Consider the following 20,130-nt stretch of genomic DNA (forward strand, 5'->3'; position numbering starts at 1 on the left):
CCTGTGAGCTGCCGACGATCCCGGTCGACGAGAGGACGCTGGCGTGAGTGGTGGACCGCTGATCGTGCAGTCGGACAAGACCCTGCTGCTGGAGATCGACCACCCCGACGCGCAGGCCTGCCGGATGGCGATCGCCCCCTTCGCCGAGTTGGAGCGCTCCCCGGAGCACGTGCACACCTACCGGTTGACGCCGCTGGGGTTGTGGAACGCCCGGGCCGCCGGCCACGACGCCGAGGCCGTGGTGGACGCGCTGATCAAGTACTCGCGCTACCCGGTGCCGCACGGGCTGCTGGTGGACGTGGCGGAGACGATGGACCGGTACGGCCGGCTCCAGCTCGCCAACGACCCCGCGCACGGGCTGGTGCTGCGCGCCCTGGACCGGCTGGTGCTGATCGAGGTCGCCAAGAGCAAGAAGCTCGCCGGCATGCTCGGCAACAAGATCGACGACGACACCATCCAGGTACACCCCTCCGAGCGGGGCCGACTCAAGCAGGCGCTGCTGAAGCTCGGCTGGCCGGCGGAGGACCTGGCCGGGTACGTCGACGGCGAGGCGCACCAGATCGACCTGGCCGAGGCCGGCAAGGAGGGCCGCAAGCCGTGGACGCTGCGGTCGTACCAGCGGGAGGCGGTGGAGGCGTTCTGGGCCGGCGGCTCCGGCGTGGTGGTGCTCCCCTGCGGTGCCGGTAAGACGCTGGTCGGGGCGGCGGCGATGGCCGAGGCGAAGGCCACCACCCTGATCCTGGTGACGAACACCGTCGCCGGCCGGCAGTGGAAGCGGGAGCTGATCGCCCGCACCTCGCTGACCGAGGAGGAGATCGGCGAGTACTCCGGCGAGCGCAAGGAGATCCGCCCGGTCACCATCGCGACGTACCAGGTGCTCACCTCGCGGCGCGGCGGCGCGTTCACCCACCTGGACCTGTTCGGCGCCCGCGACTGGGGCCTGGTCGTCTACGACGAGGTGCACCTGCTGCCCGCGCCGATCTTCCGGTTCACCGCGGACCTCCAGGCCCGCCGCCGGCTCGGCCTCACGGCGACTCTGGTCCGCGAGGACGGCCGGGAAGGCGACGTGTTCAGCCTGATCGGCCCCAAGCGGTACGACGCGCCGTGGAAGGACATCGAGCAGCAGGGCTGGATCGCCCCGGCCGAGTGCACCGAGGTACGCGTGACCCTGACCGACGCCGAGCGGATGTCCTACGCGACGGCGGAGGCCGAGGAGCGCTACCGGATGGCGGCGACCGCCCGGACAAAGCTGCCGGTGGTCCGCGCCCTGGTGGACCGGCACCCCAACGACCAGGTGCTCGTCATCGGCGGGTACATCGACCAGCTCCACCAGCTCGGGGAGTACCTGGACGCGCCGATCGTGCAGGGGTCGACCACCAACAAGGAGCGGGAGCGGTTGTTCGACGCGTTCCGCACCGGCGAGATCCGCACGCTGGTCATCTCCAAGGTGGGGAACTTTTCGATCGACCTGCCGGAGGCGGCGGTGGCGATCCAGGTGTCGGGGACGTTCGGGTCGCGGCAGGAAGAGGCGCAGCGGCTCGGGCGGGTGCTGCGGCCGAAGGCTGATGGTCGGCAGGCGCACTTCTACACGGTGGTGTCCCGGGACACCATCGACACCGAGTACGCGGCGCACCGGCAGCGGTTCCTGGCCGAGCAGGGGTACGCGTACACGATCGTGGACGCAGATGACGTGCTGGGGCCGAAGCTCCCGCGCGTCGACTGACGTGTAACGACCTCCCAAATAACTTTGAGCCGGACCCGACCCCGCCGGGAGGAGCCGGGCCCACCTTGTCAGCTCGTGCCGATCATCACCGATCAGGGCGCTCGACCAGCTGACGCTAGGCGTCCTTTGCTGCCTCGTACCCACTGGATCAAAGGGCTTGCTGCCTCATCGCTGCCCCCGGCCAAGCGCATACCCGGCGGCGCAACTGCTCACCCGCTGTCGATCCATGTAGCCCCACCCGGGGCTTGCTGACCGGCTTTTCGGGATCGCGCCCGCATTGTCATGCAGCCACGCGCTTGTGCGGAAACGCCAACTGCTGATCTTCCTATCAAGCCTCGAGGACGGTAGTCTCCCGCGTTAGGGCAGAAACATCACCGAGCGGAGACAGCGTTGACGCAGCAACGGAGACAGACGTCCCAACCAATTGCGTGGTTCTGGGACCTGTACCGCCGGGAACTCCTTGAACTAGATCCGCCCTATCAGCGCAGGAGCGTCTGGAATCAGCAATACAAAGACTATTTTATCGACACAATTTTGCTGAATTATCCCGTTCCGGCGATTTTCCTGTTCGAGGATATTAGCGAGGAGGGCATCGGCAAGTATGCGGTAGTTGACGGAAAACAACGACTTACCGCGGTTGTGGACTTTCTAAAGGGAGAGTTTCCGGTCAGCGATAGCGCCTCCATGAACCGCTTACAAGGCAAGTACTTCTCGGACTTGCCCCCCGAAATCAAGCGGGCGGTCTACTCGTATCAGTTCTCAATAGAATTCTTGCCGTCAACGGACGAGAGTACTCTCAATAACATCTTCGACCGAATCAACAGGAATGTCGCCAAGCTAACACCGCAGGAACTGCGACATGCGAAGTACTCCGGAGTATTCGCCACATCGGCAGAAAAGCTTGCGGAGCAGATGCAAGAGCTGCTGCCTAGCGGATTCCCCCGTATCGCAGCCTCCTCGAAGCGACAAATGAAAGACGTTGAATTCACGGTCCAGCTCATGCTGTTGATTGAGAACGGCGTAGGAACCCAGTCTCAGACTGACTTCGATACCGTATACGCAGAACGTGACGAGGAATGGGAGAACGAGAGCCGCGTCGAGACCGAGTTTCTCGTCACGACTACCACTTTGTCGGCCTGGTCTGAGGGGCTGCTCGTCACTGAGGCCAAGCGACTGAGGAATCAGGCCGATTTCTATTCGCTCTTCGGTGCGACACTGGAACTGCTAAGGGAGCGACGTCTCCCTAACAACGAAACGGCAGTCTCGCGACTCACGTCCTTCATGTCTGTTGTAGCCGATGACGCCCGCCGAAGCGCCGATGAAAACGCTAAGCGATACTACGAAGCAGCCCGTTCTGCGTCGAACGACCTTGCTCAGCGAAGAGACCGGATCAGCATTATTCGAGCCGTTCTCGAAGGCGAGATTAAAGATGCCCGCCCCTGAGGCGCTGCGTCGACAATACGCCCGAATCGAGCCAGTGCTGCGAGAGCTTCGGCTCTACGTTCGCTCAACGCTTCACCCCTTCTGCGAACCAAGGGGATACACGTTCTTTGATCGCATCAAGGATCTCGAATCCCTTAGCGAGAAGCTCGAAGGCGGGCGGTACTCAAGTTGGAACGACATCGACGACCTCTACGCATTCACCATCGTTGTGCCGTCGCCCCAGCACGAAGAAGCCGTTCGGTCAAAGCTTGATCAGAGCTTTTACCGACTGAAGGTCCGAGACAGGACTGCGGCAATGAAAGCGCCCGACGTCTTCCGGTTCGACGGACTACGCTGGTATGGACGAATGAGGGATGACGCGGCTTCAGAGCGTCAACCCGGAATGGGTTACGTGACATTCGAAGCCCAGGTCTTGACTTCGTTCGAGCGAGCTTGGGCGGCCGTAACCCACGATTTAGTCTATAAGGCGGATGACGTCGACTGGAAGCGGTTGCGACTTGCTGCGCAACTGAAGGCAGCCGTCGAACAAATTGAGATGATTATTGCTGCCTTCGAGGTCACCTCCTCGGCCGTTCTCGAATCCCCCTGGCCCGAGACAAAAATCAAGCAAGACATCATCGCAACTTTTTCAGGTTTAATGAATGATGGCCATTTACCTGAAACGCTGCGCCCTTCCAGTTGGCGCAGGTTTGCGGATAACGTCTTCAGCCTGGTAAACAGCTTTGAGCAGCGTCCGAAGCAACGAGCCAAGGCGATTCAGAGCTTGTTGCGACTGGCGGACACTGAACTGCGTAGCTCGATCCCTGCAACCGTTCCCTTCAGCGGCACATTATTTCAATATGTCCTTTCACTCGCCGCGCGGCCAGACACGCCAGGCAATTTGCATGACTTCACAATTGTCGACTCAAGTGAGCTGACGACGCTCTACCAGCTCGGGGAGATTCGGAAGAAGTTCCGGTTTCCTGACGTGCCGGGAAGCGATTCGGATGTTACCGAAGAGGTTGGTGATTCCTCAGCGCCCGAGATTCCCAGTCAGGCAGCGCCTCCCGCCAGTACTCAAGAAGTGGGGCCGGGTGCCATGGGCTGTGCGTGACAACTCGAACGCCCGTCGACCTCCATCCCGATGCTTTTATGGAGGTCAGGGGGCGATGGCGGCGATAGATTTCCTGCTTGCGGGGGCCTTCGGTGATACGGCGGTGGACATAGGCTCGGGTGCGCTGGTCGTAGCGCATGCGGCAGAGCACGATGTGTAGGGGGTGATTGGCGCCGCAGTCGCCTCCCTCGGTGGAGGCGGTGGCGGTGCACCCGGTCAAAGCTCGAGGGAAGGGTGCGCGACAGAGGTGGGCCAGAGCTGCTTTGGAGCCAAGCCGGTCGAGGTTCTCGCCGGCGGTGGTAAGAGTCTGGGCGGCGAGGTCGGGGCCGACAACAACCCGGGCCGTGGTGTAGGCGCCGCTTTCCGGACGATGAATCCCGGCAGGCCCATGTGGAGAATCGGCTGGGTGCCGACTGGATTGGGGGCCAGCTGACGGCGGGCCAGCACAGGTCAGCGGCGGGTGGAGTCCGCGACAAAGACACCGCGGCCCGGGCGGCCGACCAACACACCCTGCTTTCGCAACGTGGCGACTGCGCGGTGGATCGTCGACAGCGACAGGTCGTAGTGGTCGGACAGCTCCTGGGTGGATGGAATTTGTGACCCCGGCGGGAACTCGCCCACCTCGATCCGCCTCAGCAGATCCTTGATCAACTCGTCCATGGTCGGCGGAATCGGCACGTGGAGGCCCCTTGCAGTCGGTTGGCGCTCCCAGTATCGAGCAACAGGTGAAAGAGCGGCAATAACTGACGCAGGAGAAGCAGGCAGGAGCGACAGCGAGATTCGACAGATAAGAGAGTGTTGACAGAGGTGAGAGGTATCGGTAGCGTCGCTCTCGGTGATGCGGTGCTGCTGCGGTCGGTTGGCGCCTCTCGTACCGGTCTCGCATCGCCGCCGAGACCCCACCCTCCGCGCTCCCCCGGCGCGGCCTGCGGCCTTGTGCCCGAACAAGGCCGCAGGCGGGGCGGTCTCCGCCGACCGCAACCGGCGGAGACCGCCCCCTCCACTTCGACGCGACCCGACGAAGGGCGGTCCCCCCGTGCGCACCCTGTTCCGCCGGCTGGTGAGCCGGCGCGAGGAAAGACCACCGATGGCGGAAGCCCACCACAAGCAGCCCCTGCGGCCCTGGCAGATCCGCGAGCGGTGCTTCAACGTCCGCCGGCGCGGCTTGGACCCCGTCGAGATCCGCGCCTTCCTGCACCGCGTGGCCGACGAACTCACCGCCGCGCAGACCGCCCTGGTCGCGGTGCAGGAGGAGAACGTACGGATCAAGAACGCGCTGCGCGCCTGGCAGAGCGCCCAGTCGGCGCACCACCGCTACCGATGACCGACCGCTGGGTGATCCACCTGCCGGTCACCGCACCCGACCTGCTCCGGGCCCGGATCTTCGCCCGGACCGCCGCCCGGGTGCTGGCCCGGCTCAGCGCCCGCGTCGAGCCGGGCGGGGTGACGGTCTCGGCCGAGGACCAGCAGGGCGTACGCCACTGGGTTTTCTGCGATCGGCCGCTGCCGGACGGCGGCGGGCGGTGTGCGCTGCCGGTGGATCACACCTCGGCCTGTTCGCGGCGTCCGCCGTGGCTCAGGCGGCGCTGAGTCGTTTACGTCATCAGCTCTAAAGCGGGCGCACATGGAGGCAGCCCGCGGACCTCGACCGCCCCCAAGGCCGGGGAAGGGGGCGCTCAGGGGCTCAGGACGTTCTCCTCTGCCAAGTGCGACAGCTTCTCGGGATTGCGCACGGCGTAGGTCCCGGTGATGAGGCCGTCGTCGAGCCACAGCGCCGGGACCGTGTCCAGCTCGCCGTCGAGTTGGACGGTCAGCGCCGGGTGGCCGTTGACCTGCGCCAGCCGCCACGACGTGCTGCCCGCGACCATGTCCGATCCGGCTGCCGGGCGCGGCCGACGGCTCGGGCGGATCGACCGGCGCGTCCTGGCTGGCGAAGGGCAGGTCGACCGCGAGGCTGGACGTGGCGTCGCAGCGCGCCGCCATGCTCTCCGCCCGCTGACCGACCCCCGCCGAGGTGCATCCGATGTCCCTGATCGCGCCCGACTTCACCGAGTCCGTCATCGTCCGTGCCGCCGACGCGGAGGTCGTCGGCCGGGCACCCACCACGATCCGGCTGCTCGCCGACAGCAGCGCCACCGGCGGCGCCCTTTCGACCCAGCGGGTCACCCTCACCGGCGGGGCCGACGGCGCCCAGCCGCACCACCACGCCAACTCGGCCGAGCTCTTCTACCTGTTGGACGGTGCCGCGCAGCTGCTCTCCGGCGACCAGGTGGTCACCGCCGAACGCGGCGATCTGGTCATCGTGCCGCCCGGTCTCGCGCACGCGTTCGCCGCCGCCCCCGGCGAGGACGCCGACATCCTCATCGTCATCACACCCGGCATTGAGCGCTTCGAGTACTTCCGGCACCTGGAGCGGATCTCGTACGGCAAGGTGCCGCCGCAGAGCCTGCTGGAGGTGCAGGAGCTGTACGACACGTACTTCCGCAGCAGCCCCGCCTGGGACGCTGCCCGTTCGACATCGGGGTCGGCGGGCCGCTGAGTGCGGCCCGCCGACCCCCGGCGAGGCTTGCGTCAGCCGGCGCCGCCGGCCCGGAACGCCACCCAGGCGTCGCTCATCCGGTCCGCCTGCCCGGCGGTGAACATGTTCATGCAGGAGTCCTGCGTGTAGTCCATGAAGTTGTGGATCGGGTCCAGCCCGGGTGCGGTACAGGTGTCCGCGCCCACCGGGCAGTTGAACTGCGGGTGCGCCTCGCGCGGGGTGTCCGCGACGAAGTCGCCGGAGGCGGAGCAGCCGTGCGCGAAGGTGTGCTCCAGCATCAGCCAGTGCCCCACCTCGTGCGTCAGCGTGTCACCGAGGGCGTACTTGCCGGCCGTGCCGCCCGGCATCGACTCGTCGAGCAGCACCACGCCGTCGATGTAGTCCCGGCCGTTGTTGTAACCCTTCGGGAAGTACGCCCAGCCGAGCAGCCCGCCGCCGATGTTCGCCGCGTACACGTTCAGCGTGCGGGAGTCGCCGGTGTACAGCGCCTTCTTCATGTCGCGCTCGTTCTTGCCGGGCACGACCGTGTACCAGTCGCTGTTCACCGTCCACGTGGTGTCGACCAGGTCGAAGCGGAACGGCGTGTCGGACGCGTTCGCCGCGGTGCGGCCGGCGAACGAGTCGTTGAGCACCTCCATCTGCGCCGCGATCAGCGTCTTCCACCTGGTCGTCTCGGCCGGGGTGAGCGGGTGATCGGAGACCATGTGGAAGACCGTCGGCACGGTGACGCTGCCGTTGGCCAGGCGCGGCGCATCCTTGATCACGCCGTAGGCGTTCGCCTCGTTCTTGGAGTAGAGCTCCGGCTCCTTGGCGGTGGCGCCCTCGGCGACCCGGGCGACGCTGTGGTCGTCGGCGTGCGGCTCACACGCCTCGACGCCGGGGGAGCCGGTAACGGGCGCTGCTGCCACCGCGCCGTAGGCGCCACCGGACGCCAGGAACGTGGCGGCGGTGGCGGTGAGGACTGCCAGTCGGAAGATCGGTCTCCTGTGCATCGGTGCACCTTTCAGAGATGGAAGCGGTGCGGAATCGACGCGGGGTTGCCATGACCAGGGTCGATGACGTCGTCTTCCGGCATCAGACCACGTCGAGGGGCGCCGACGACAGGCCCGGAAGGAGGACAGGCGTCGCGAGACGTACCGGTCGCGGCTCAGGCGGTCGCGCCGGCAGCCGCCACCGCCACCCGGCGGCGGCGCACCAGCCAGGTCACCAGGATCGTCAGGGAGACCAGCGGAGCCGGATTGCCGAGCACCGCGGCGACGGCGAGGTCCGCCACGACGCCGACGACGGTGGCCACGAACACCCAGCGGGGTACCGTCTCGCCGGAGACCCGTCGACGGTCCACCGGCATCCAGCGGGTCGTGGACCAGGGCTTGGCGACCGACACCCAGGCCTGAAAGGCGATCGCCCCGGCCATCAGCGCCGAGCCGACGGCCAGCGGGACGGCCGGTCCGGAAGCGCCCATGGCCGCCGCCGAGGCGCTCTCCTGGAGAGCTCCGCTGAGCACGAAGATGCCGAGGTGGAGCTGGACCAGCGTGATCGCGAACTTCACCAGCACCCACCAGTGCCGGACGAACCCCCACGGGGTCGCCGCGGCGAGCATGATCCCGGTGAACGCCGAGGCGTTGGCGAGCGGGGCGAGCAGCCTGCCGTCGAGCAGTTCGGCCATTGAGGTGGCGCTCACGGCCACCGCCCGGCTCTCCGTGGTCAAACTGGTCACCAGCAGCACGAAGATCGCCAGGGCCTGCGCCATCCAGCCCACCGAGGTGACGACGTGCAGCCAGACCGCGAGCTGGCGCCAGCGGCGTACGGGTCGGGTGGCCATGGGGGCAAGGCTTTCACCGCCCCGAACCGTCGACCACCGGAGAAAACCCGGTTCGTACGACCCTGAGGCCGGCGTCCGTCCCCAGGGGAGCCCCTAGGGTGTGCGCCCCTGGCCCGGGCCGGTTCCGGCGGGCAGGTCAGAGGACCCGGGTGATCTCCTCGGCGGCGAGGCGGGCGTCGAGGCGCGACCGGTCCAGGTTGGCGCAGAGCACCACCGGGACGCCGACCGACAGCGGGGCGAGCAGCCACTTCAGCGGCTGCTCGTGTTCGGCCACGTCCACCAGCAGCCGGTCGCCGGCCCGCAGGTCGAGCTGGCCCGCCAACTCCCGGGCGATGCTCCCCCACTCGTCGTAGCTGGTGCCGTCCGGGCTGGCCGGGTCCGACGGGCGGATCGAGGCGTGGTCGGGTGGCGTGTCGGTGTGCCGGAGCACCTCGGCCGACCAGTCCAGCCAGCCGCCGGGCACCTCGTCCAGCCGCCCCGGCCCGGTGCCGACGAGGTAGCGGTGCGTCCCCTCGGGTACGTCCTCCAGCCAGTCGTCGAGGCGTTCCGGGGTCACGAACACCGCGTCGTACGGCAGGTCGCCGCCCGGCTCCAGCACCGGCAACCCGGCGGTGGCGCGCGGCCGGAACGACACCGCCATCCCGACCGACCAGGCGCCGAGCAGCACCGCGGCGGTACGCCAGTGCGGTGGCAGCAGCACCGCGACGCGGCTGCCCGGGGCCAGGCCGCAGCCGTCGCGCAGCAGGCCGGCACTGCGCGCCGCCCAGGCGCCGAGCTGCTGCGCGGTCAGGTCGACCCGGTCGCCGGTCGCGTCGTCGCACCAGGTGAGCAGCGGTGAGTCCGGCGCGGTGGTGCTGGCGGGCAGGCCGGTCATCGACGGCACTCCTTCGGTCGGGTCGCCTCACCCTAACCACCGCCCCGGCGACCGGCCCGCCCCGGCGCGACGCCGCCGTGCCGGGACGCCCGGAGGCTGCCACCGGCCACCTGGCGGCATCGGGGACGTCGACCTTCGTCGACCCGGCATCGACCCTCGGCCGTATCGCCGGGACCGGCGGAGGTCACACAGTGGGTGGAGCGGGGTCCCCCGACCGCGCAGCGGGAGGTCACCGATGTCCACAAACGCTGGTCCGCACGTCGGCACCGCCCATCCACCGCCGGCGCCGGGCCGCTGGCGGCGGCTCGGGCCCGTCCTGGCGCTGCTGGCGCTCGCCCCCTGGGCCGCCGAGTGCTCGTGGGGTGGTTTCACCGCCGTCGACTCGCTCGCCGTCGTGGTGGTGCTGGCCCCGCTGTACGGGGGCGCGGCGGTGCTGGTCCGGGAGGCCGCCCGGCGGACCGGCGGTGGCTGGCCGGCGATCGTCCTGCTCGCCGCGGCGTTCGGCGTGTACCAGGCCGGCCTGGTCGACCAGTCGCTGTTCAACCCGGAGTTCCTGGCCGACACCGAGTTCGCCGAGGCCGGCGCGCAGGCCACCGGGACGCGGGTGCCGGGGCTGGGGTTCAGCGCCGAGCAGGCGGTCGACTTCGTCGGCAACCACGTCGCGCTGAGCATCTGCGCGCCGGTCGCGCTGGTGGAGTCCTTCGTCGGACCGCGGCGGCGGCACCGGCCGTGGCTGGGCCGGTGGGGACTGCTGGTGGTCGCGGTGCTCTTCGCCCTCGGCAGCCTGACGATCTTCAGCGATGACTCCGGCCGGAAGAATTTCCTCCTCAGCCCGGTGCAGGCGACCGTCGCGGTGCTGACCGTGCTCCTGCTCGTCGGAGCGGCCCTGCTGCCCCGGTGGCGGCGTACGCCCCGGCGGGTGGCCGTCCCCGCCCCGCACCCCGGGTGGGTCGGCCTCGTGGTGCTCGGCGCCCACCTGAGCACCGTGCCGCTGAGCGGCTGGGTCCGGGTGGGCTGGCACCTGCTGGCCGCCGCCGCGGTGGCGGTGCTGGTGGTGCGCTGGTCCCGGCGTGCCGGCTGGGGCCAGCGGCACGTCCTCGCCGCCTGGGCCGCCGGCCTGCTCCTCGCCGCTGCCTTCACGTACGTCGTGCCGAACTACGCCCCCGCGTCCCCGACGGAGGCGCTGGTCGGCGACGTGGTGGTGACCGTGGTGGCGCTCGCCCTGACGGTCGGCGCCTTCCACCGGCTGCGCCGACGGCCTCCGACGGACGAGGCGACGGAGGCCGCCCTGGACCGTCCGGCGCTTCACGATCGCGCTCGATCCCGGAAGTAGTGGTCATTGTTCGACGGCGAGGCCACTACTTCCAGGAAGCAGCGCCATCTTGCGGAGGGAACAGGGCGATCTTGAACAGGTGACAGCGTGATCTTGGGGAGGGTCAGCGCAGCGGCAGTTCCGGGCCGCCGTCCAGCAGGGGGGCCAGCAGGTCGCCGTGCTTCTCCACCCGCTTGAGCACCTCCGTCGCGGTGTACGGCTTCGTCGCCGGCCGCTTGCCCGCCGCCCCGGCGGAAACCTCGTCCCAGGTCAGCGGCGTCGACGCCGACGGCACCGACTGGGCGCGCAACGAGTACGGCGCCACCGTGGTCTTCGCCGCGTTGTTCTGGCTCCAGTCGATGAAGATCTTCCCCGGCCGCAGGTTCTTCGCCATCTTCGACACGATCAGCTTCGGCTGGTCCCGCTCCAGCTCCTGGGCGATCCGCTTCGCGTAGGCGGAGACGTCGTCGGAGGACTGCGTTCCGGCGATCGGGCAGCAGAGCTGCATGCCCTTCTTCCCCGAGGTCTTGGGGAACGAGGAAATCCCGTCGGCGGCCAGCCGGTCCCGCATCAGCAGCGCCACCTGGCAGCACTGCCGCAGCGCCGCCGGCGCCCCCGGATCCAGGTCGACCACCATCATGTCCGGATGCTCGCCGACCTTCCACTGCGGCGTGTGCAGCTCCAGGGCGGCCAGGTTGGCCAGCCAGACCAGGGTGGGCAGGTCGTCGGCGACCACATAGTCGATGGTCTCCCGCCCCTTGCTCGACCCGGGTGCGGGCAGCGTCTCGGTGCGTACCCAGGCGGGGGTCGCGGCCGGGGCGTTCTTCTCGAAGAACGAGCCGCCGGTGACCCCGTTGGGGAAGCGGATCCGGGTCAGCGCCCGGTCGGTCAGGTGCGGCAGCAGCACCGGCGCGATCCGGGTGTAGTAGTCGATCACCTCGCCCTTGGTGAACCCGGCGTCCGGGTAGAGCACCTTGTCCAGGTTGGACAACTCCAGCGCCCGCCCCTCGACCTCCACCTTGAGTCGCTCAGCCGGCATCCTCGACCTCCTCGGCGGGCTTGTCGGGCCGCAGCCGGAGCACCCGGGGGAACCGCAGTCGCCCGTCCGGGGTGCGCTGGCCGTACTTGACCTCCACCACGACCTGCGGTGTTACCCAGATCGCCCCCCGGGCATCCTCGCGCGGCACGTCGGCGGCGAACGGTGACTCGCCGGAGCGCAGCGGTTCCAGCTCGCGCAGCAGTTCCCGTTCCAGGGCCGCGCCGATCCCGCCGCCGACCCGCCCCCGGTAGGTGAGCCGCCCGTCCGGTCGGGGCACCCCCACCAGCAGCCCGCCGATCTTGCGCGCGCCGGGCCGCCAGCCACCGACCACGAAGTCGCCGGTCACCTCCAGCTTGACCTTGACCCAGTCGGGTGACCGCACTCCGGCTCGGTAGACGGACTCGACCCGCTTGGCCATCACCCCCTCCAAGCCGTGCTCGCCGGCCGCCTCGTAGGTGGCCGGGCCGTCGGTGAAGGTCGGCGGCACCGCCCATCGGGCCGCGCCCAGCTCCAGGCCGTCCAACGCCGCCCGCCGCCGGGTGTACGACCAGCCGGTCAGGTCCTCGCCGCCCAGCCGCAGCAGGTCGAAGATCATGTACGTCACCGGGACGGTCGCCGCCAGCCGGGCCGCCTTCGCCGGGTCCCGCACGTGCATCCGCTCCGCCAGCGCGGTGAAGGAGGGCTGGCCGGCGGCGTTGAAGAGCACCACCTCGCCGTCGAGCAGCGCGTCGTCGACCTGCTCGGCCAGGGTGATCAGCTCCGGGTACGCGGCGGTGATCTGCACGCCGCTGCGGGCGTACAGGTGCTGGCGGCCGCCGGTGAGGTCGGCGAGCGCGCGGACCCCGTCCCACTTGAACTCGTACGCCCAGCCGTCACCCACCGGGAGCTGCCCGGTGATCGCGAGCATCGGCTTCAGCGGCGCGCCGGGCACCTCCTGACTGTAGTTGCGCACGGAAGCGCGTGCGTCCCCTTCGATCATTTGCGATCCTGGGCAGAACCGGGAGAGGAGCGCGGCATGCGGGCGATCTGGAAAGGTGCCGTGTCGTTCGGGCTGGTGTCGATCGGGGTGAAGCTCTACTCGGCCACCGAGGAGAAGGACATCCGCTTCCACCAGGTGCACCGGGACGACGGCGGCCGGATCCGCTACAAGCGCACCTGCCAGGTCTGCGGCGAGGAGGTCACCTACGACGACATCGCCAAGGGGTACGACATCGGCGGCGGGGAGATGGTGATCCTCACCGACGAGGACTTCGCGGACCTGCCGCTGACCAGCTCGCGCGCGATCGACGTGCTGGAGTTCGTCCCGGCCGAGCAGGTCGACCCGATCCTCTACAACAAGGCGTACTTCCTGGAGCCGGAGGGCACCGCCGCCAAGCCGTACGTGCTGCTGCGGGACGCGCTCGCCGACTCCGAGCGGGTGGCGATCGTCAAGGTGGCGCTGCGGCAGCGCGAGCAGTTGGCCACCCTGCGGGTCCGCGAGGGGGTGCTGCTGCTCAACACGATGCTCTGGCCGGACGAGGTGCGTACCGCCGACTTCGGTTTCCTGGACGAGGACCTCAAGGTCCGTCCCCCGGAGCTGGCGATGGCCAGCTCGCTGATCGACTCGATGGCCGGCGACTTCCAGGCGGACGCCTTCACCGACGACTACCGGGCGGCGTTGCAGGAGGTCATCGACGCCAAGGTCGAGGGGCGTGAGGTGGTGCAGCCGGAGGTGGAGGAGGCCGCGCCGGCCGCCGCGGTCGACCTGATGGCCGCGCTGAAGGCGTCCGTCGAGCGGGCCCGGGTGGCCCGGGGCGAGCAGCCGGCGGCGGCCGGCGGCGCGGGCGAGCCGACCCCGATCTCCTCGGCCCGCTCGGCGCAGAAGGCGGCGGAGAAGAAGGCCGCCAAGGCCCCGGCGAAGAAGGCGGAGAAGAAGGCCGCCGGGAAGAAGGCGGAGCCGGCCAAGAAGACCGCGGAGAAGAAGGCCGCCAAGGCGCCCGCGAAGAAGGCAGCGAAGAAGGCGGCCCCCCGCAAGACCGCCTGAGCTGGCCGCGCCGCACTCCCTCAGCCGCGGCCGAGCTTCTGGGTCGGGGTGATGCGGACGATGACGCGCTGCTCGGCGGGCTGGCGGAACGGGTAGGTGTCCTGCCCGAGGTACTTCTTCGCCATCCGGTCGATGTGCTCGTCCGCGCCCTCGGTGACCAGCTCGGCGGTGCCCTTGACCCAGAGGGTGCGGAAGTCGTCCGCCTTGTCGACCACGGAGACCGCGACCACCGGGTTCCGCTCGATGTTGAGGTACTTCTGCCGCCCCTTCGCGGTGTTGAACACGATGTGCTCGCCGTCGGTGTCCACCCAGACCGGGGTGACGTGCGGGGTGCCGTCGGCCTCGACGGTGGCCACGTGGGCCAGCTGCGGTTCGGAGAGCAGGGCCAGGTCTTCGTCGGTGAGGATCGCCATGAATGGAACCTACCGCTGTCGGACCGCCCGCACTCGGACGAACGGGAGCAACGTGCGGCGACGGGACACCGGGGGCGGGCGAGCGGACACCCCGGGCATCGATCCGGGTACCGTGTGCGCTGGCCACGGCAGCGGGTCGTCGGGCCGGTCACCCACACCAGCAGGGAGTCGAGGACGTGAGCGAGCGTACGGAGAACCGGCCGGCGGGCCAGGGCGAGACGAAGGCGCAGCGACGGCTGGCCGCCCAACTGGCCGCGCAGAAGGCCGCCGAGGCGAAGAAGCGCCGGCAGGCGTGGCTGGGCGCGGTCGCCGGCCTGGCGGTCATCGCGGTGATCGTCGGCGTGTTCGTGGTGACCCGCAGCGGCGACCCGGAGCCGGCCGCCGCACCCGCCGGCTGCTCGGGCGGCTTCCCGACGCTGCCCGAGGGCGCCGACCGGGCGCTCTGCACCAAGCCGACCGTCGGCAAGGGCGAGGGGGACCTGAGCGGCGTGAACGCCACCCCGCTGATCAAGGGCACCGGCCCGGCCGCCCAGTCCGGCCAGGAGATCACGGTGAACTACGTGGGCGTGTCGTACCGGACCGGCGAGGAGTTCGACGCCTCCTGGAAGCGGTCGGAGCCGTTCTCGTTCATGCTCGGCCAGGGCAACGTCATCCCGGGCTGGGACCAGGGCCTGCAGGGTCAGACCGTCGGCAGCCGGGTGCAGCTCGACATCGCGGCCGACCTGGCGTACGGCGAGAAGCCGCAGCGCCCGGGCGCGCCGGCCGGCCCGCTGCGCTTCGTCGTCGACGTGCTCTCCGTGCGGTAGCCCACAAGGGGCTTCCCGCACCTTGTACACCGGCAGTAGGTTCAAGGTCACCGTGGGCGGTCCGCCGCACCACGGTGACCCCTCACCCCTGCGGAGGTGCACGTGCCGGCGCTGGACGATCCCGGGCGGACCGCCCGACTGATGTGGACGCACGTCGAACCCCTGCACGCCGTCACCTACTTCCATCCCCGCGCCCGCGCCGCGTACGAGGCGGTCGGGCTGCGCGGCTACTGGCGCGGCTACTTCGCCGGTCGGGCCGCCCCGCTCGGCCCGACCGACGCCCCGCCGGTGATCGCGGCGTTCTTCACCTTCGCCCCGCCGATGGTGTCCCGGGCGCTGCCGGCCGTGTGGCGGCTGGCCACCCCGGAGGAGTCGCTGCGGGCCCGGCTCACCGGTGCCGTGCAGGCGCTCGCCGAGCTGACCTACGAGCTGCCCGAGGAGCACCTGGTCGAGGCGGCCGACCTGCTGGAGAGCGCCGCCGCCGCGGCCGACACCGCGGGCCGGGTGCTCGGCGCGGCCAACGCCGCCCTGCCGCGCGGCGAGTACCCGCTGGCCCGGCTCTGGCAGGCCGCCACCACGCTGCGCGAGCACCGCGGCGACGGGCACGTCGCGGCCCTGGTCGCCGCCGGTCTCGACCCGGTCGAGACGCTGGCCTGGCGGGTCGCGGTCGACACCCACCCGCAGAACCTGCTCGGTCGCGGCTGGTCGGAGGAGCAGTGGGCGCGGGCCCGCGGCCGGCTGGCCGAGCGGGGCTGGCTCACCGGTGACGGCACCGCGACCGACGTCGGCCGGGCCGGCTTCCAGGCGATCGAGGACGCCACCGACCGCGCCGCCGCCCGCCCCTGGCTGACACTCGGCCCGGACCGCACCGACCGGCTGCGGGAACTGCTCGAACCGATGGCCCGCGCCTGCCACACCGTGATCCCGGAGAACAGCCCGATCGGCCTGCCCGCCCTCCAGGGCTGAGCGGGACGGCCGCGCCGGCCCGCCCGGTCGGGCAGGATGGGCGGGTGACGGTGGATGCGGTGGTTTTCGACCTGGACGGCGTGATCGTGGACTCCGAGCCGGTGTGGGAGGAGGTCCGGCGGGCGTACGTGGCGGCACACGGCGGCACCTGGCAGTCGGACACCCAACGCCGGCTGATGGGGATGAGCACCGGCGAGTGGGCCGAATACCTCAGCGGCGAGCTGGGCGTCGACCGCGCCGCCGGGCAGGTCGCCACCGAGGTGGTCGACGAGATGACCGACCGGTACGCGCGGCACGTACCCCTGATCGACGACGCCGACCGGGTCGTGCGCCGGCTCGCCGGGCGGTGGCCGCTCGGGCTGGCCAGCTCCTCGCCGACCCGGCTGATCGCCGCGGCGCTGGCCGCCACCGACCTCGCCGACGCCTTCCGGGTCACCCTCTCCACCGAGGAGACCGCGCGGGGCAAGCCGGCGCCGGACGTCTACCTGACCGTCGCCGAGCGGCTCGGCGTGGATCCGGCCCGCTGCGTCGCGATCGAGGACTCCTCCAACGGCGTGCGCTCGGCGGCCGCCGCCGGCATGCCGGTGGTGGCGATCCCGCACGGGTCGTACCCGCTGGACCCGGACGCCCAGGCGCTCGCCGCCGTGGTGCTGACCTCGGTGCGGGAGCTGACCCCGGAGGTGGTGGACGGGCTCGGCTGAGCCGCGGCGTCAGATCCGGCGGCTGCGGCTGGACGCGGGCAGGAACGGCACCTCGGGGCGCTCACCGGCGGCCGGGGCCTCGACCGGCTCGCCGGCGGGCTCCGGCGGGGCCGGCGGCACGACCTCGGCACCGGCACGGAGCGTCACGAGCGACGTCGGCGCCACCTCTGGTACGTCCCGCATGACCCCTCCTCGACCGGCTACCCGGTGATACGGACGGCGGGCCCGGCGGGATCGGTCGGCGCCAGCGGACCCGGCACCGGCCCGTAGCGGGCGACCGGCCAACACGGTCCTGTTCATCTCATCGATCGCGGTGGGTCGGCCGCACGGTCGACCCAAGGTGCGCTGGCCACCACAGTAGGTGATCACCGCCGGGACCGGCGACGCCCCACCGACCCGGGCGGGATCGGCGAAGATGGGGAACGCGACTCTCGGAGGGAGACGGGGATGAAGGCGATCGTGTACGAGCAGACCGGCGACCCCTCGGTGCTGAAGCTGGTGGACCGGCCGGTGCCGGAGCCGGGGGCGGGCGAGGTGCTGGTTCGGCTGGCGGTCGCCGGAGTGAACCCGACCGACTTCAAGGCGCGGCGGCAGTGGCCGCTGCCGGCCGGCTGGCAGACCCCCGGGCAGGACGGCGCCGGCGTGGTCGAGGCCGTCGGCGAGGGCGTCGACCAGGGCCTGATCGGCGAACGGGTCTGGGTCTGGGAGGCCGCCTGGCAGCGGCCCTGGGGCACCGCCGCCGAGTACACGGTGGTCCCGGTCCGGCAGGCGGTACGCCTCGGCGCCGCCCCCTTCGACCTGGGCGCCTGCCTGGGCATCCCGTTCCTCACCGCGCACCGCTGCCTCACCGCCGGCGAGTACATGCCGGAGAAGCTGCACGCGGGCGCGCTGAGCGACCACGTGGTGCTGGTGCAGGGCGGGGCGGGCGCGGTCGGCAACGCGGCGATCCAGCTCGCCCGCTGGGCCGACGCGCGCGTGATCGCCACGGTGAGCAGCCCGCAGAAGGCGCAGCTCGCGGCGGCGGCCGGCGCGTCCTTCGTGGTCGACTACCGCGAGCAGGACGTGGTCGAGGAGGTTCGCAAGATCGCCCCCGACGGGGTGCACACGATCGTGGAGGTCTCCCCGGCGCACAACGCCGCGATCGACGTGCAGCTGCTCCGGCCGGGCGGTGCGGTCTGCGTGTACGCCGACGACGGCGGCGACGAGGTGACCCTGCCGATCCGGCCGCTGATGGTGCCGAACGCCCGCTGGCAGTTCGTGCTCGTCTACACCGAGCCGGCGGTGGCGAAGGCGCGGGCGGTCCGGGACGTGTCGGCGGCGGTGGCGCAGGGTGCCGTGCGGGTGGGCGCGGACGCCGGCCTGCCGCTGCACCACCATCCGCTGGCCGAGACGGCCGTGGCCCATCAGGCGGTGGAGGACTCCCTGGTGGGCAAGGCGCTCCTCATCACCGGCGAGCAGTGACGGTGCGGGGGCCCGCTGAGCAGGCCGGATTTCCCCGTCATCGGGACAGAAGCGAACATGTTTCGCAACAATGAATGCGCGGGTCGCCCCGCAAAGGAGCGGGCGGCCCCGGCGCGGTGCGAACGCCGGGGCCGCCCCTGGGGAGGGATGCTTCAGGAGTACGTCCCTATCCCCAACGGCGACGGGCCCCCGAAAAACGTTACGGCCCGCTCAGCTCCCGCACCTCGAGGCCGCCCTCGGCGTACCGCGACCGGACCACCTTCTTGTCGAACTTGCCGACGCTGGTCTTCGGCACCGCGTCGATGAAGGCCCACCGCTCCGGCAGCTGCCAGTGCGCCACCGACTTCGCCAGGAACGCCCGCAGCTCCTCCACGGTCACCGAGGCGCCCTCGCGGATCACCACCGTGGCCAGCGGACGCTCGTCCCACCGCGGGTCGGGCACCCCCACCACGCACGCCTCCTGCACGTCCGGGTGGGCCATCAGGGCGTTCTCCAGCTCCACCGAGGAGATCCACTCCCCGCCGGACTTGATCACGTCCTTGGCCCGGTCGGTGAGCGTGATGTAGCCGTCCGGCGAGAGCGTGCCGACATCCCCCGTGCGCAGCCAGCCGTCGCGGAACTTCTCCTCGTCCGGGGCCTCGTCCCCGACGTACCGGGCGGTCACCCACGGCCCGCGGACCTCCAGCTCGCCGACGGACGTCCCGTCGGCGGGCAGCGGCTCGCCCAGCGGGCCGACGATCCGCGCCTCGACGCCGGCCGGCACCCGGCCCTGGGTGTAGCGGTAGCGCCAGGCCTCGTCCCCGCTCGCCCCGGCCGGCGGCCGGGAGACCGAGCCGAGCGGGGACATCTCGGTCATCCCCCAGGCGTGGATCACCTCGATGTCGTGTCGCTCGGCGAACGCGTGCATCAGCGCCGGCGGGCAGGCCGAACCGCCGACGATCACCTCCTTGAGCGAGGAGGTGTCCACGTCGCGACCGTCCAGATAGGTCAGCAGGTCGTTCCAGATGGTCGGCACCGCGCCGGCCAGGGTGGGCCGCTCGGCGGCGATCATCTCGGCGATCGGCGCGGCCTGGAGGAACCGGTCCGGCATGATCAGCGACGCGCCGGAGAGGAACGCCGCGTACGGCAGCCCCCACGACATCGCGTGGAACATCGGCACGATCGCCAGCTCCCGGTCGACCGGCCCGAGGCCGAAGCCCTCCGGCATGCAGACCTGCAACGAGTGCAGGTAGATCGAGCGGTGCGAGTAGGCCACGCCCTTCGGGTTGCCGGTGGTCCCGGAGGTGTAGCAGAGCGCGGCGGCGTCCCGCTCGTCCACCTCCGGCCAGTCGTAGCTGTCGGGGCGGCCGGCCAGCAGCTCGTCCCAGTGGTGCACGGTGAGCCGGTCGCCGGCCGCCGCGACCAGCGGCGCCGGGTCGCCCCCGCCGACCACCACCAGGTGCCGGACCGTGGTCATCTCGCCGATCACCCGGGCCAGCAGCGGGATCAGCGTCGAGTCGACCAGCACCACCCGGTCCTCGGCGTGGTTGGCGATGTAGGCGACCTGGTCGGGAAAGAGCCGGATGTTCAGCGTGTGCAGCACCGCGCCCATGCTCGGCACGGCGAAGTAGGCCACCAGGTGCTCGTTGTTGTTCCACATGAACGTGGCGACCCGCTCGTCACCGGTCACCCCGCACTCGTCGCGCAGGGCGTGGGCGAGCCGCGCCGCGGCCCGGCCGACCTCCGCGTACGACATCCGGCGGGGCTCGGCCCCGGTCCAGGTGACGACCTCGGCCGTGCTGTGCACGGTGGAGCCGTGTTCGAGGATCCGGGATACCTGAAGGGGGGCGTCCATCATCGTGCTACGCATGGGTAACAAGCTAGTGTCGCCGGTCACACCATGGGAACCCCGGAAACCGGGTCGGCCTCGGCGGGC

22 protein-coding genes are annotated in these 20,130 nt (G+C 70.5%); 12 read left to right on the forward strand and 10 right to left on the reverse strand.

The genetic code is table 11. The features are described from left to right. Window positions 1-43 precede the first annotated feature (43 nt). The 3 genes from V6U79_RS06690 (at window position 44) to V6U79_RS06700 (ending at window position 4,259) form a co-directional block, all read left to right on the forward strand. The gene (locus V6U79_RS06690; protein ID WP_334613937.1) at window positions 44-1,723 is read left to right on the forward strand and encodes a DNA repair helicase XPB; all 1,680 of its coding nucleotides are present in this window, start codon (window positions 44-46) and stop codon (window positions 1,721-1,723) included. Between the two features lie 390 nt (window positions 1,724-2,113). Continuing rightward, on the forward strand, window positions 2,114-3,166 hold the full coding sequence (locus V6U79_RS06695) for a GmrSD restriction endonuclease domain-containing protein (RefSeq protein WP_334613939.1): 1,053 nt from the start codon (window positions 2,114-2,116) through the stop codon (window positions 3,164-3,166). After that, a complete protein-coding gene (locus V6U79_RS06700) occupies window positions 3,153-4,259 on the forward strand; it encodes a RelA/SpoT-related domain-containing protein (protein WP_334613940.1) in 1,107 nt (368 codons plus the stop codon). The genes V6U79_RS06695 and V6U79_RS06700 overlap by 14 nt, the downstream gene beginning before the upstream one ends. A gap of 450 nt (window positions 4,260-4,709) precedes the next feature. Here the strand turns inward: V6U79_RS06700 and V6U79_RS06705 are convergent, their stop codons facing one another. Further along, a complete protein-coding gene (locus V6U79_RS06705) occupies window positions 4,710-4,937 on the reverse strand; it encodes a winged helix-turn-helix domain-containing protein (RefSeq protein ID WP_334613942.1) in 228 nt (75 codons plus the stop codon). 409 nt (window positions 4,938-5,346) lie between these two features. On the opposite strand from V6U79_RS06705, the gene V6U79_RS06710 reads away from it, so the two are divergent. Beyond that, a complete protein-coding gene (locus V6U79_RS06710) occupies window positions 5,347-5,583 on the forward strand; it encodes a DivIVA domain-containing protein (RefSeq protein ID WP_442933750.1) in 237 nt (78 codons plus the stop codon). Continuing rightward, window positions 5,580-5,849 (forward strand): hypothetical protein, encoded by a 270-nt coding sequence (locus V6U79_RS06715; protein ID WP_334613943.1) that lies wholly within the window; start codon window positions 5,580-5,582, stop codon window positions 5,847-5,849. Before V6U79_RS06710 ends, V6U79_RS06715 begins: the two co-directional genes overlap by 4 nt. An 86-nt stretch (window positions 5,850-5,935) precedes the next feature. On the opposite strand, the gene V6U79_RS06720 is transcribed toward V6U79_RS06715, so the two are convergent. Then, window positions 5,936-6,127, reverse strand: coding sequence for a hypothetical protein (locus tag V6U79_RS06720; protein ID WP_334613944.1), 192 nt, complete (start codon window positions 6,125-6,127; stop codon window positions 5,936-5,938). Window positions 6,128-6,282: 155 nt separating this feature from the next. On the opposite strand from V6U79_RS06720, the gene V6U79_RS06725 reads away from it, so the two are divergent. Next, complete coding sequence (locus V6U79_RS06725; RefSeq protein ID WP_334613945.1) at window positions 6,283-6,798, forward strand: cupin domain-containing protein; 516 nt, start codon at window positions 6,283-6,285, stop codon at window positions 6,796-6,798. Window positions 6,799-6,830: 32 nt separating this feature from the next. Here the strand turns inward: V6U79_RS06725 and V6U79_RS06730 are convergent, their stop codons facing one another. The 3 genes from V6U79_RS06730 to V6U79_RS06740 form a co-directional block, all read right to left on the reverse strand. After that, window positions 6,831-7,790: a zinc metalloprotease gene (locus tag V6U79_RS06730; RefSeq protein ID WP_334613946.1), complete on the reverse strand. Its 960-nt coding sequence runs from the start codon at window positions 7,788-7,790 to the stop codon at window positions 6,831-6,833. 155 nt (window positions 7,791-7,945) lie between these two features. Next, window positions 7,946-8,620, reverse strand: coding sequence for a hypothetical protein (locus tag V6U79_RS06735; RefSeq protein ID WP_334613947.1), 675 nt, complete (start codon window positions 8,618-8,620; stop codon window positions 7,946-7,948). Between the two features lie 136 nt (window positions 8,621-8,756). Continuing rightward, window positions 8,757-9,494, reverse strand: coding sequence for a TIGR03089 family protein (locus tag V6U79_RS06740; protein WP_334613949.1), 738 nt, complete (start codon window positions 9,492-9,494; stop codon window positions 8,757-8,759). 235 nt (window positions 9,495-9,729) lie between these two features. On the opposite strand from V6U79_RS06740, the gene V6U79_RS06745 reads away from it, so the two are divergent. Beyond that, window positions 9,730-10,827 carry a hypothetical protein gene (locus V6U79_RS06745; protein WP_334613950.1) on the forward strand — a complete coding sequence of 366 codons (1,098 nt, stop codon included), beginning with the start codon at window positions 9,730-9,732 and terminating at the stop codon, window positions 10,825-10,827. A gap of 103 nt (window positions 10,828-10,930) precedes the next feature. Here the strand turns inward: V6U79_RS06745 and ligD (V6U79_RS06750) are convergent, their stop codons facing one another. Both ligD (V6U79_RS06750) and ligD (V6U79_RS06755) read right to left on the reverse strand, forming a co-directional pair. After that, window positions 10,931-11,845, reverse strand: a complete 915-nt coding sequence (ligD, locus tag V6U79_RS06750; protein ID WP_334613951.1) for a non-homologous end-joining DNA ligase — start codon at window positions 11,843-11,845, stop codon at window positions 10,931-10,933. Next, the gene (gene ligD, locus V6U79_RS06755) at window positions 11,835-12,776 is read right to left on the reverse strand and encodes a non-homologous end-joining DNA ligase (RefSeq protein ID WP_334532085.1); all 942 of its coding nucleotides are present in this window, start codon (window positions 12,774-12,776) and stop codon (window positions 11,835-11,837) included. The genes ligD (V6U79_RS06750) and ligD (V6U79_RS06755) overlap by 11 nt, the downstream gene beginning before the upstream one ends. An 84-nt stretch (window positions 12,777-12,860) precedes the next feature. Between ligD (V6U79_RS06755) and ku the strand changes: the two genes are divergently transcribed. Further along, a complete protein-coding gene (gene ku, locus V6U79_RS06760; protein WP_334613952.1) occupies window positions 12,861-13,868 on the forward strand; it encodes a non-homologous end joining protein Ku in 1,008 nt (335 codons plus the stop codon). Window positions 13,869-13,888: 20 nt separating this feature from the next. On the opposite strand, the gene V6U79_RS06765 is transcribed toward ku, so the two are convergent. After that, complete coding sequence (locus V6U79_RS06765; RefSeq protein WP_334532013.1) at window positions 13,889-14,281, reverse strand: PPOX class F420-dependent oxidoreductase; 393 nt, start codon at window positions 14,279-14,281, stop codon at window positions 13,889-13,891. A gap of 176 nt (window positions 14,282-14,457) precedes the next feature. Between V6U79_RS06765 and V6U79_RS06770 the strand changes: the two genes are divergently transcribed. The 3 genes from V6U79_RS06770 (at window position 14,458) to V6U79_RS06780 (ending at window position 16,754) form a co-directional block, all read left to right on the forward strand. Beyond that, window positions 14,458-15,087, forward strand: a complete 630-nt coding sequence (locus tag V6U79_RS06770; protein WP_334532016.1) for an FKBP-type peptidyl-prolyl cis-trans isomerase — start codon at window positions 14,458-14,460, stop codon at window positions 15,085-15,087. Between the two features lie 141 nt (window positions 15,088-15,228). Then, window positions 15,229-16,053, forward strand: a complete 825-nt coding sequence (locus V6U79_RS06775; protein ID WP_334614155.1) for an SCO6745 family protein — start codon at window positions 15,229-15,231, stop codon at window positions 16,051-16,053. A gap of 44 nt (window positions 16,054-16,097) precedes the next feature. Then, window positions 16,098-16,754 (forward strand): HAD family hydrolase, encoded by a 657-nt coding sequence (locus tag V6U79_RS06780; protein WP_334613954.1) that lies wholly within the window; start codon window positions 16,098-16,100, stop codon window positions 16,752-16,754. A gap of 9 nt (window positions 16,755-16,763) precedes the next feature. Here the strand turns inward: V6U79_RS06780 and V6U79_RS06785 are convergent, their stop codons facing one another. After that, on the reverse strand, window positions 16,764-16,937 hold the full coding sequence (locus tag V6U79_RS06785) for a hypothetical protein (protein WP_334532022.1): 174 nt from the start codon (window positions 16,935-16,937) through the stop codon (window positions 16,764-16,766). Between the two features lie 264 nt (window positions 16,938-17,201). Here V6U79_RS06785 and V6U79_RS06790 point away from each other — a divergent pair, with 264 nt between their 5' ends. Beyond that, a complete protein-coding gene (locus V6U79_RS06790) occupies window positions 17,202-18,215 on the forward strand; it encodes an NADPH:quinone reductase (RefSeq protein ID WP_334613956.1) in 1,014 nt (337 codons plus the stop codon). Between the two features lie 199 nt (window positions 18,216-18,414). Here V6U79_RS06790 and V6U79_RS06795 read toward each other — a convergent pair whose 3' ends face one another. Beyond that, window positions 18,415-20,049, reverse strand: coding sequence for a fatty acid--CoA ligase (locus V6U79_RS06795; RefSeq protein WP_334614156.1), 1,635 nt, complete (start codon window positions 20,047-20,049; stop codon window positions 18,415-18,417). Window positions 20,050-20,130: the final 81 nt, after the last annotated feature.

Origin of the sequence: Micromonospora psammae (genome assembly GCF_036902725.1) — a bacterium.
Lineage (GTDB): Bacteria > Actinomycetota > Actinomycetes > Mycobacteriales > Micromonosporaceae > Micromonospora.

Excerpts from the sequence above, each read along its gene's own strand:
- V6U79_RS06700 (WP_334613940.1), top strand. The coding sequence starts at position 3,153 with ATGCCCGCCCCTGAGGCGCTGCGTCGACAATACGCCCGAATCGAGCCA.
- V6U79_RS06710 (WP_442933750.1), top strand. The coding sequence starts at position 5,347 with ATGGCGGAAGCCCACCACAAGCAGCCCCTGCGGCCCTGGCAGATCCGC.
- V6U79_RS06715 (WP_334613943.1), top strand. The coding sequence starts at position 5,580 with ATGACCGACCGCTGGGTGATCCACCTGCCGGTCACCGCACCCGACCTG.
- V6U79_RS06720 (WP_334613944.1), bottom strand. The coding sequence starts at position 6,127 with ATGGTCGCGGGCAGCACGTCGTGGCGGCTGGCGCAGGTCAACGGCCAC.
- V6U79_RS06725 (WP_334613945.1), top strand. The coding sequence starts at position 6,283 with ATGTCCCTGATCGCGCCCGACTTCACCGAGTCCGTCATCGTCCGTGCC.
- V6U79_RS06730 (WP_334613946.1), bottom strand. The coding sequence starts at position 7,790 with ATGCACAGGAGACCGATCTTCCGACTGGCAGTCCTCACCGCCACCGCC.
- V6U79_RS06735 (WP_334613947.1), bottom strand. The coding sequence starts at position 8,620 with ATGGCCACCCGACCCGTACGCCGCTGGCGCCAGCTCGCGGTCTGGCTG.
- V6U79_RS06740 (WP_334613949.1), bottom strand. The coding sequence starts at position 9,494 with ATGACCGGCCTGCCCGCCAGCACCACCGCGCCGGACTCACCGCTGCTC.
- V6U79_RS06745 (WP_334613950.1), top strand. The coding sequence starts at position 9,730 with ATGTCCACAAACGCTGGTCCGCACGTCGGCACCGCCCATCCACCGCCG.
- ligD (WP_334613951.1), bottom strand. The coding sequence starts at position 11,845 with ATGCCGGCTGAGCGACTCAAGGTGGAGGTCGAGGGGCGGGCGCTGGAG.
- ku (WP_334613952.1), top strand. The coding sequence starts at position 12,861 with ATGCGGGCGATCTGGAAAGGTGCCGTGTCGTTCGGGCTGGTGTCGATC.
- V6U79_RS06765 (WP_334532013.1), bottom strand. The coding sequence starts at position 14,281 with ATGGCGATCCTCACCGACGAAGACCTGGCCCTGCTCTCCGAACCGCAG.
- V6U79_RS06775 (WP_334614155.1), top strand. The coding sequence starts at position 15,229 with ATGTGGACGCACGTCGAACCCCTGCACGCCGTCACCTACTTCCATCCC.
- V6U79_RS06785 (WP_334532022.1), bottom strand. The coding sequence starts at position 16,937 with ATGCGGGACGTACCAGAGGTGGCGCCGACGTCGCTCGTGACGCTCCGT.
- V6U79_RS06790 (WP_334613956.1), top strand. The coding sequence starts at position 17,202 with ATGAAGGCGATCGTGTACGAGCAGACCGGCGACCCCTCGGTGCTGAAG.
- V6U79_RS06795 (WP_334614156.1), bottom strand. The coding sequence starts at position 20,049 with ATGGACGCCCCCCTTCAGGTATCCCGGATCCTCGAACACGGCTCCACC.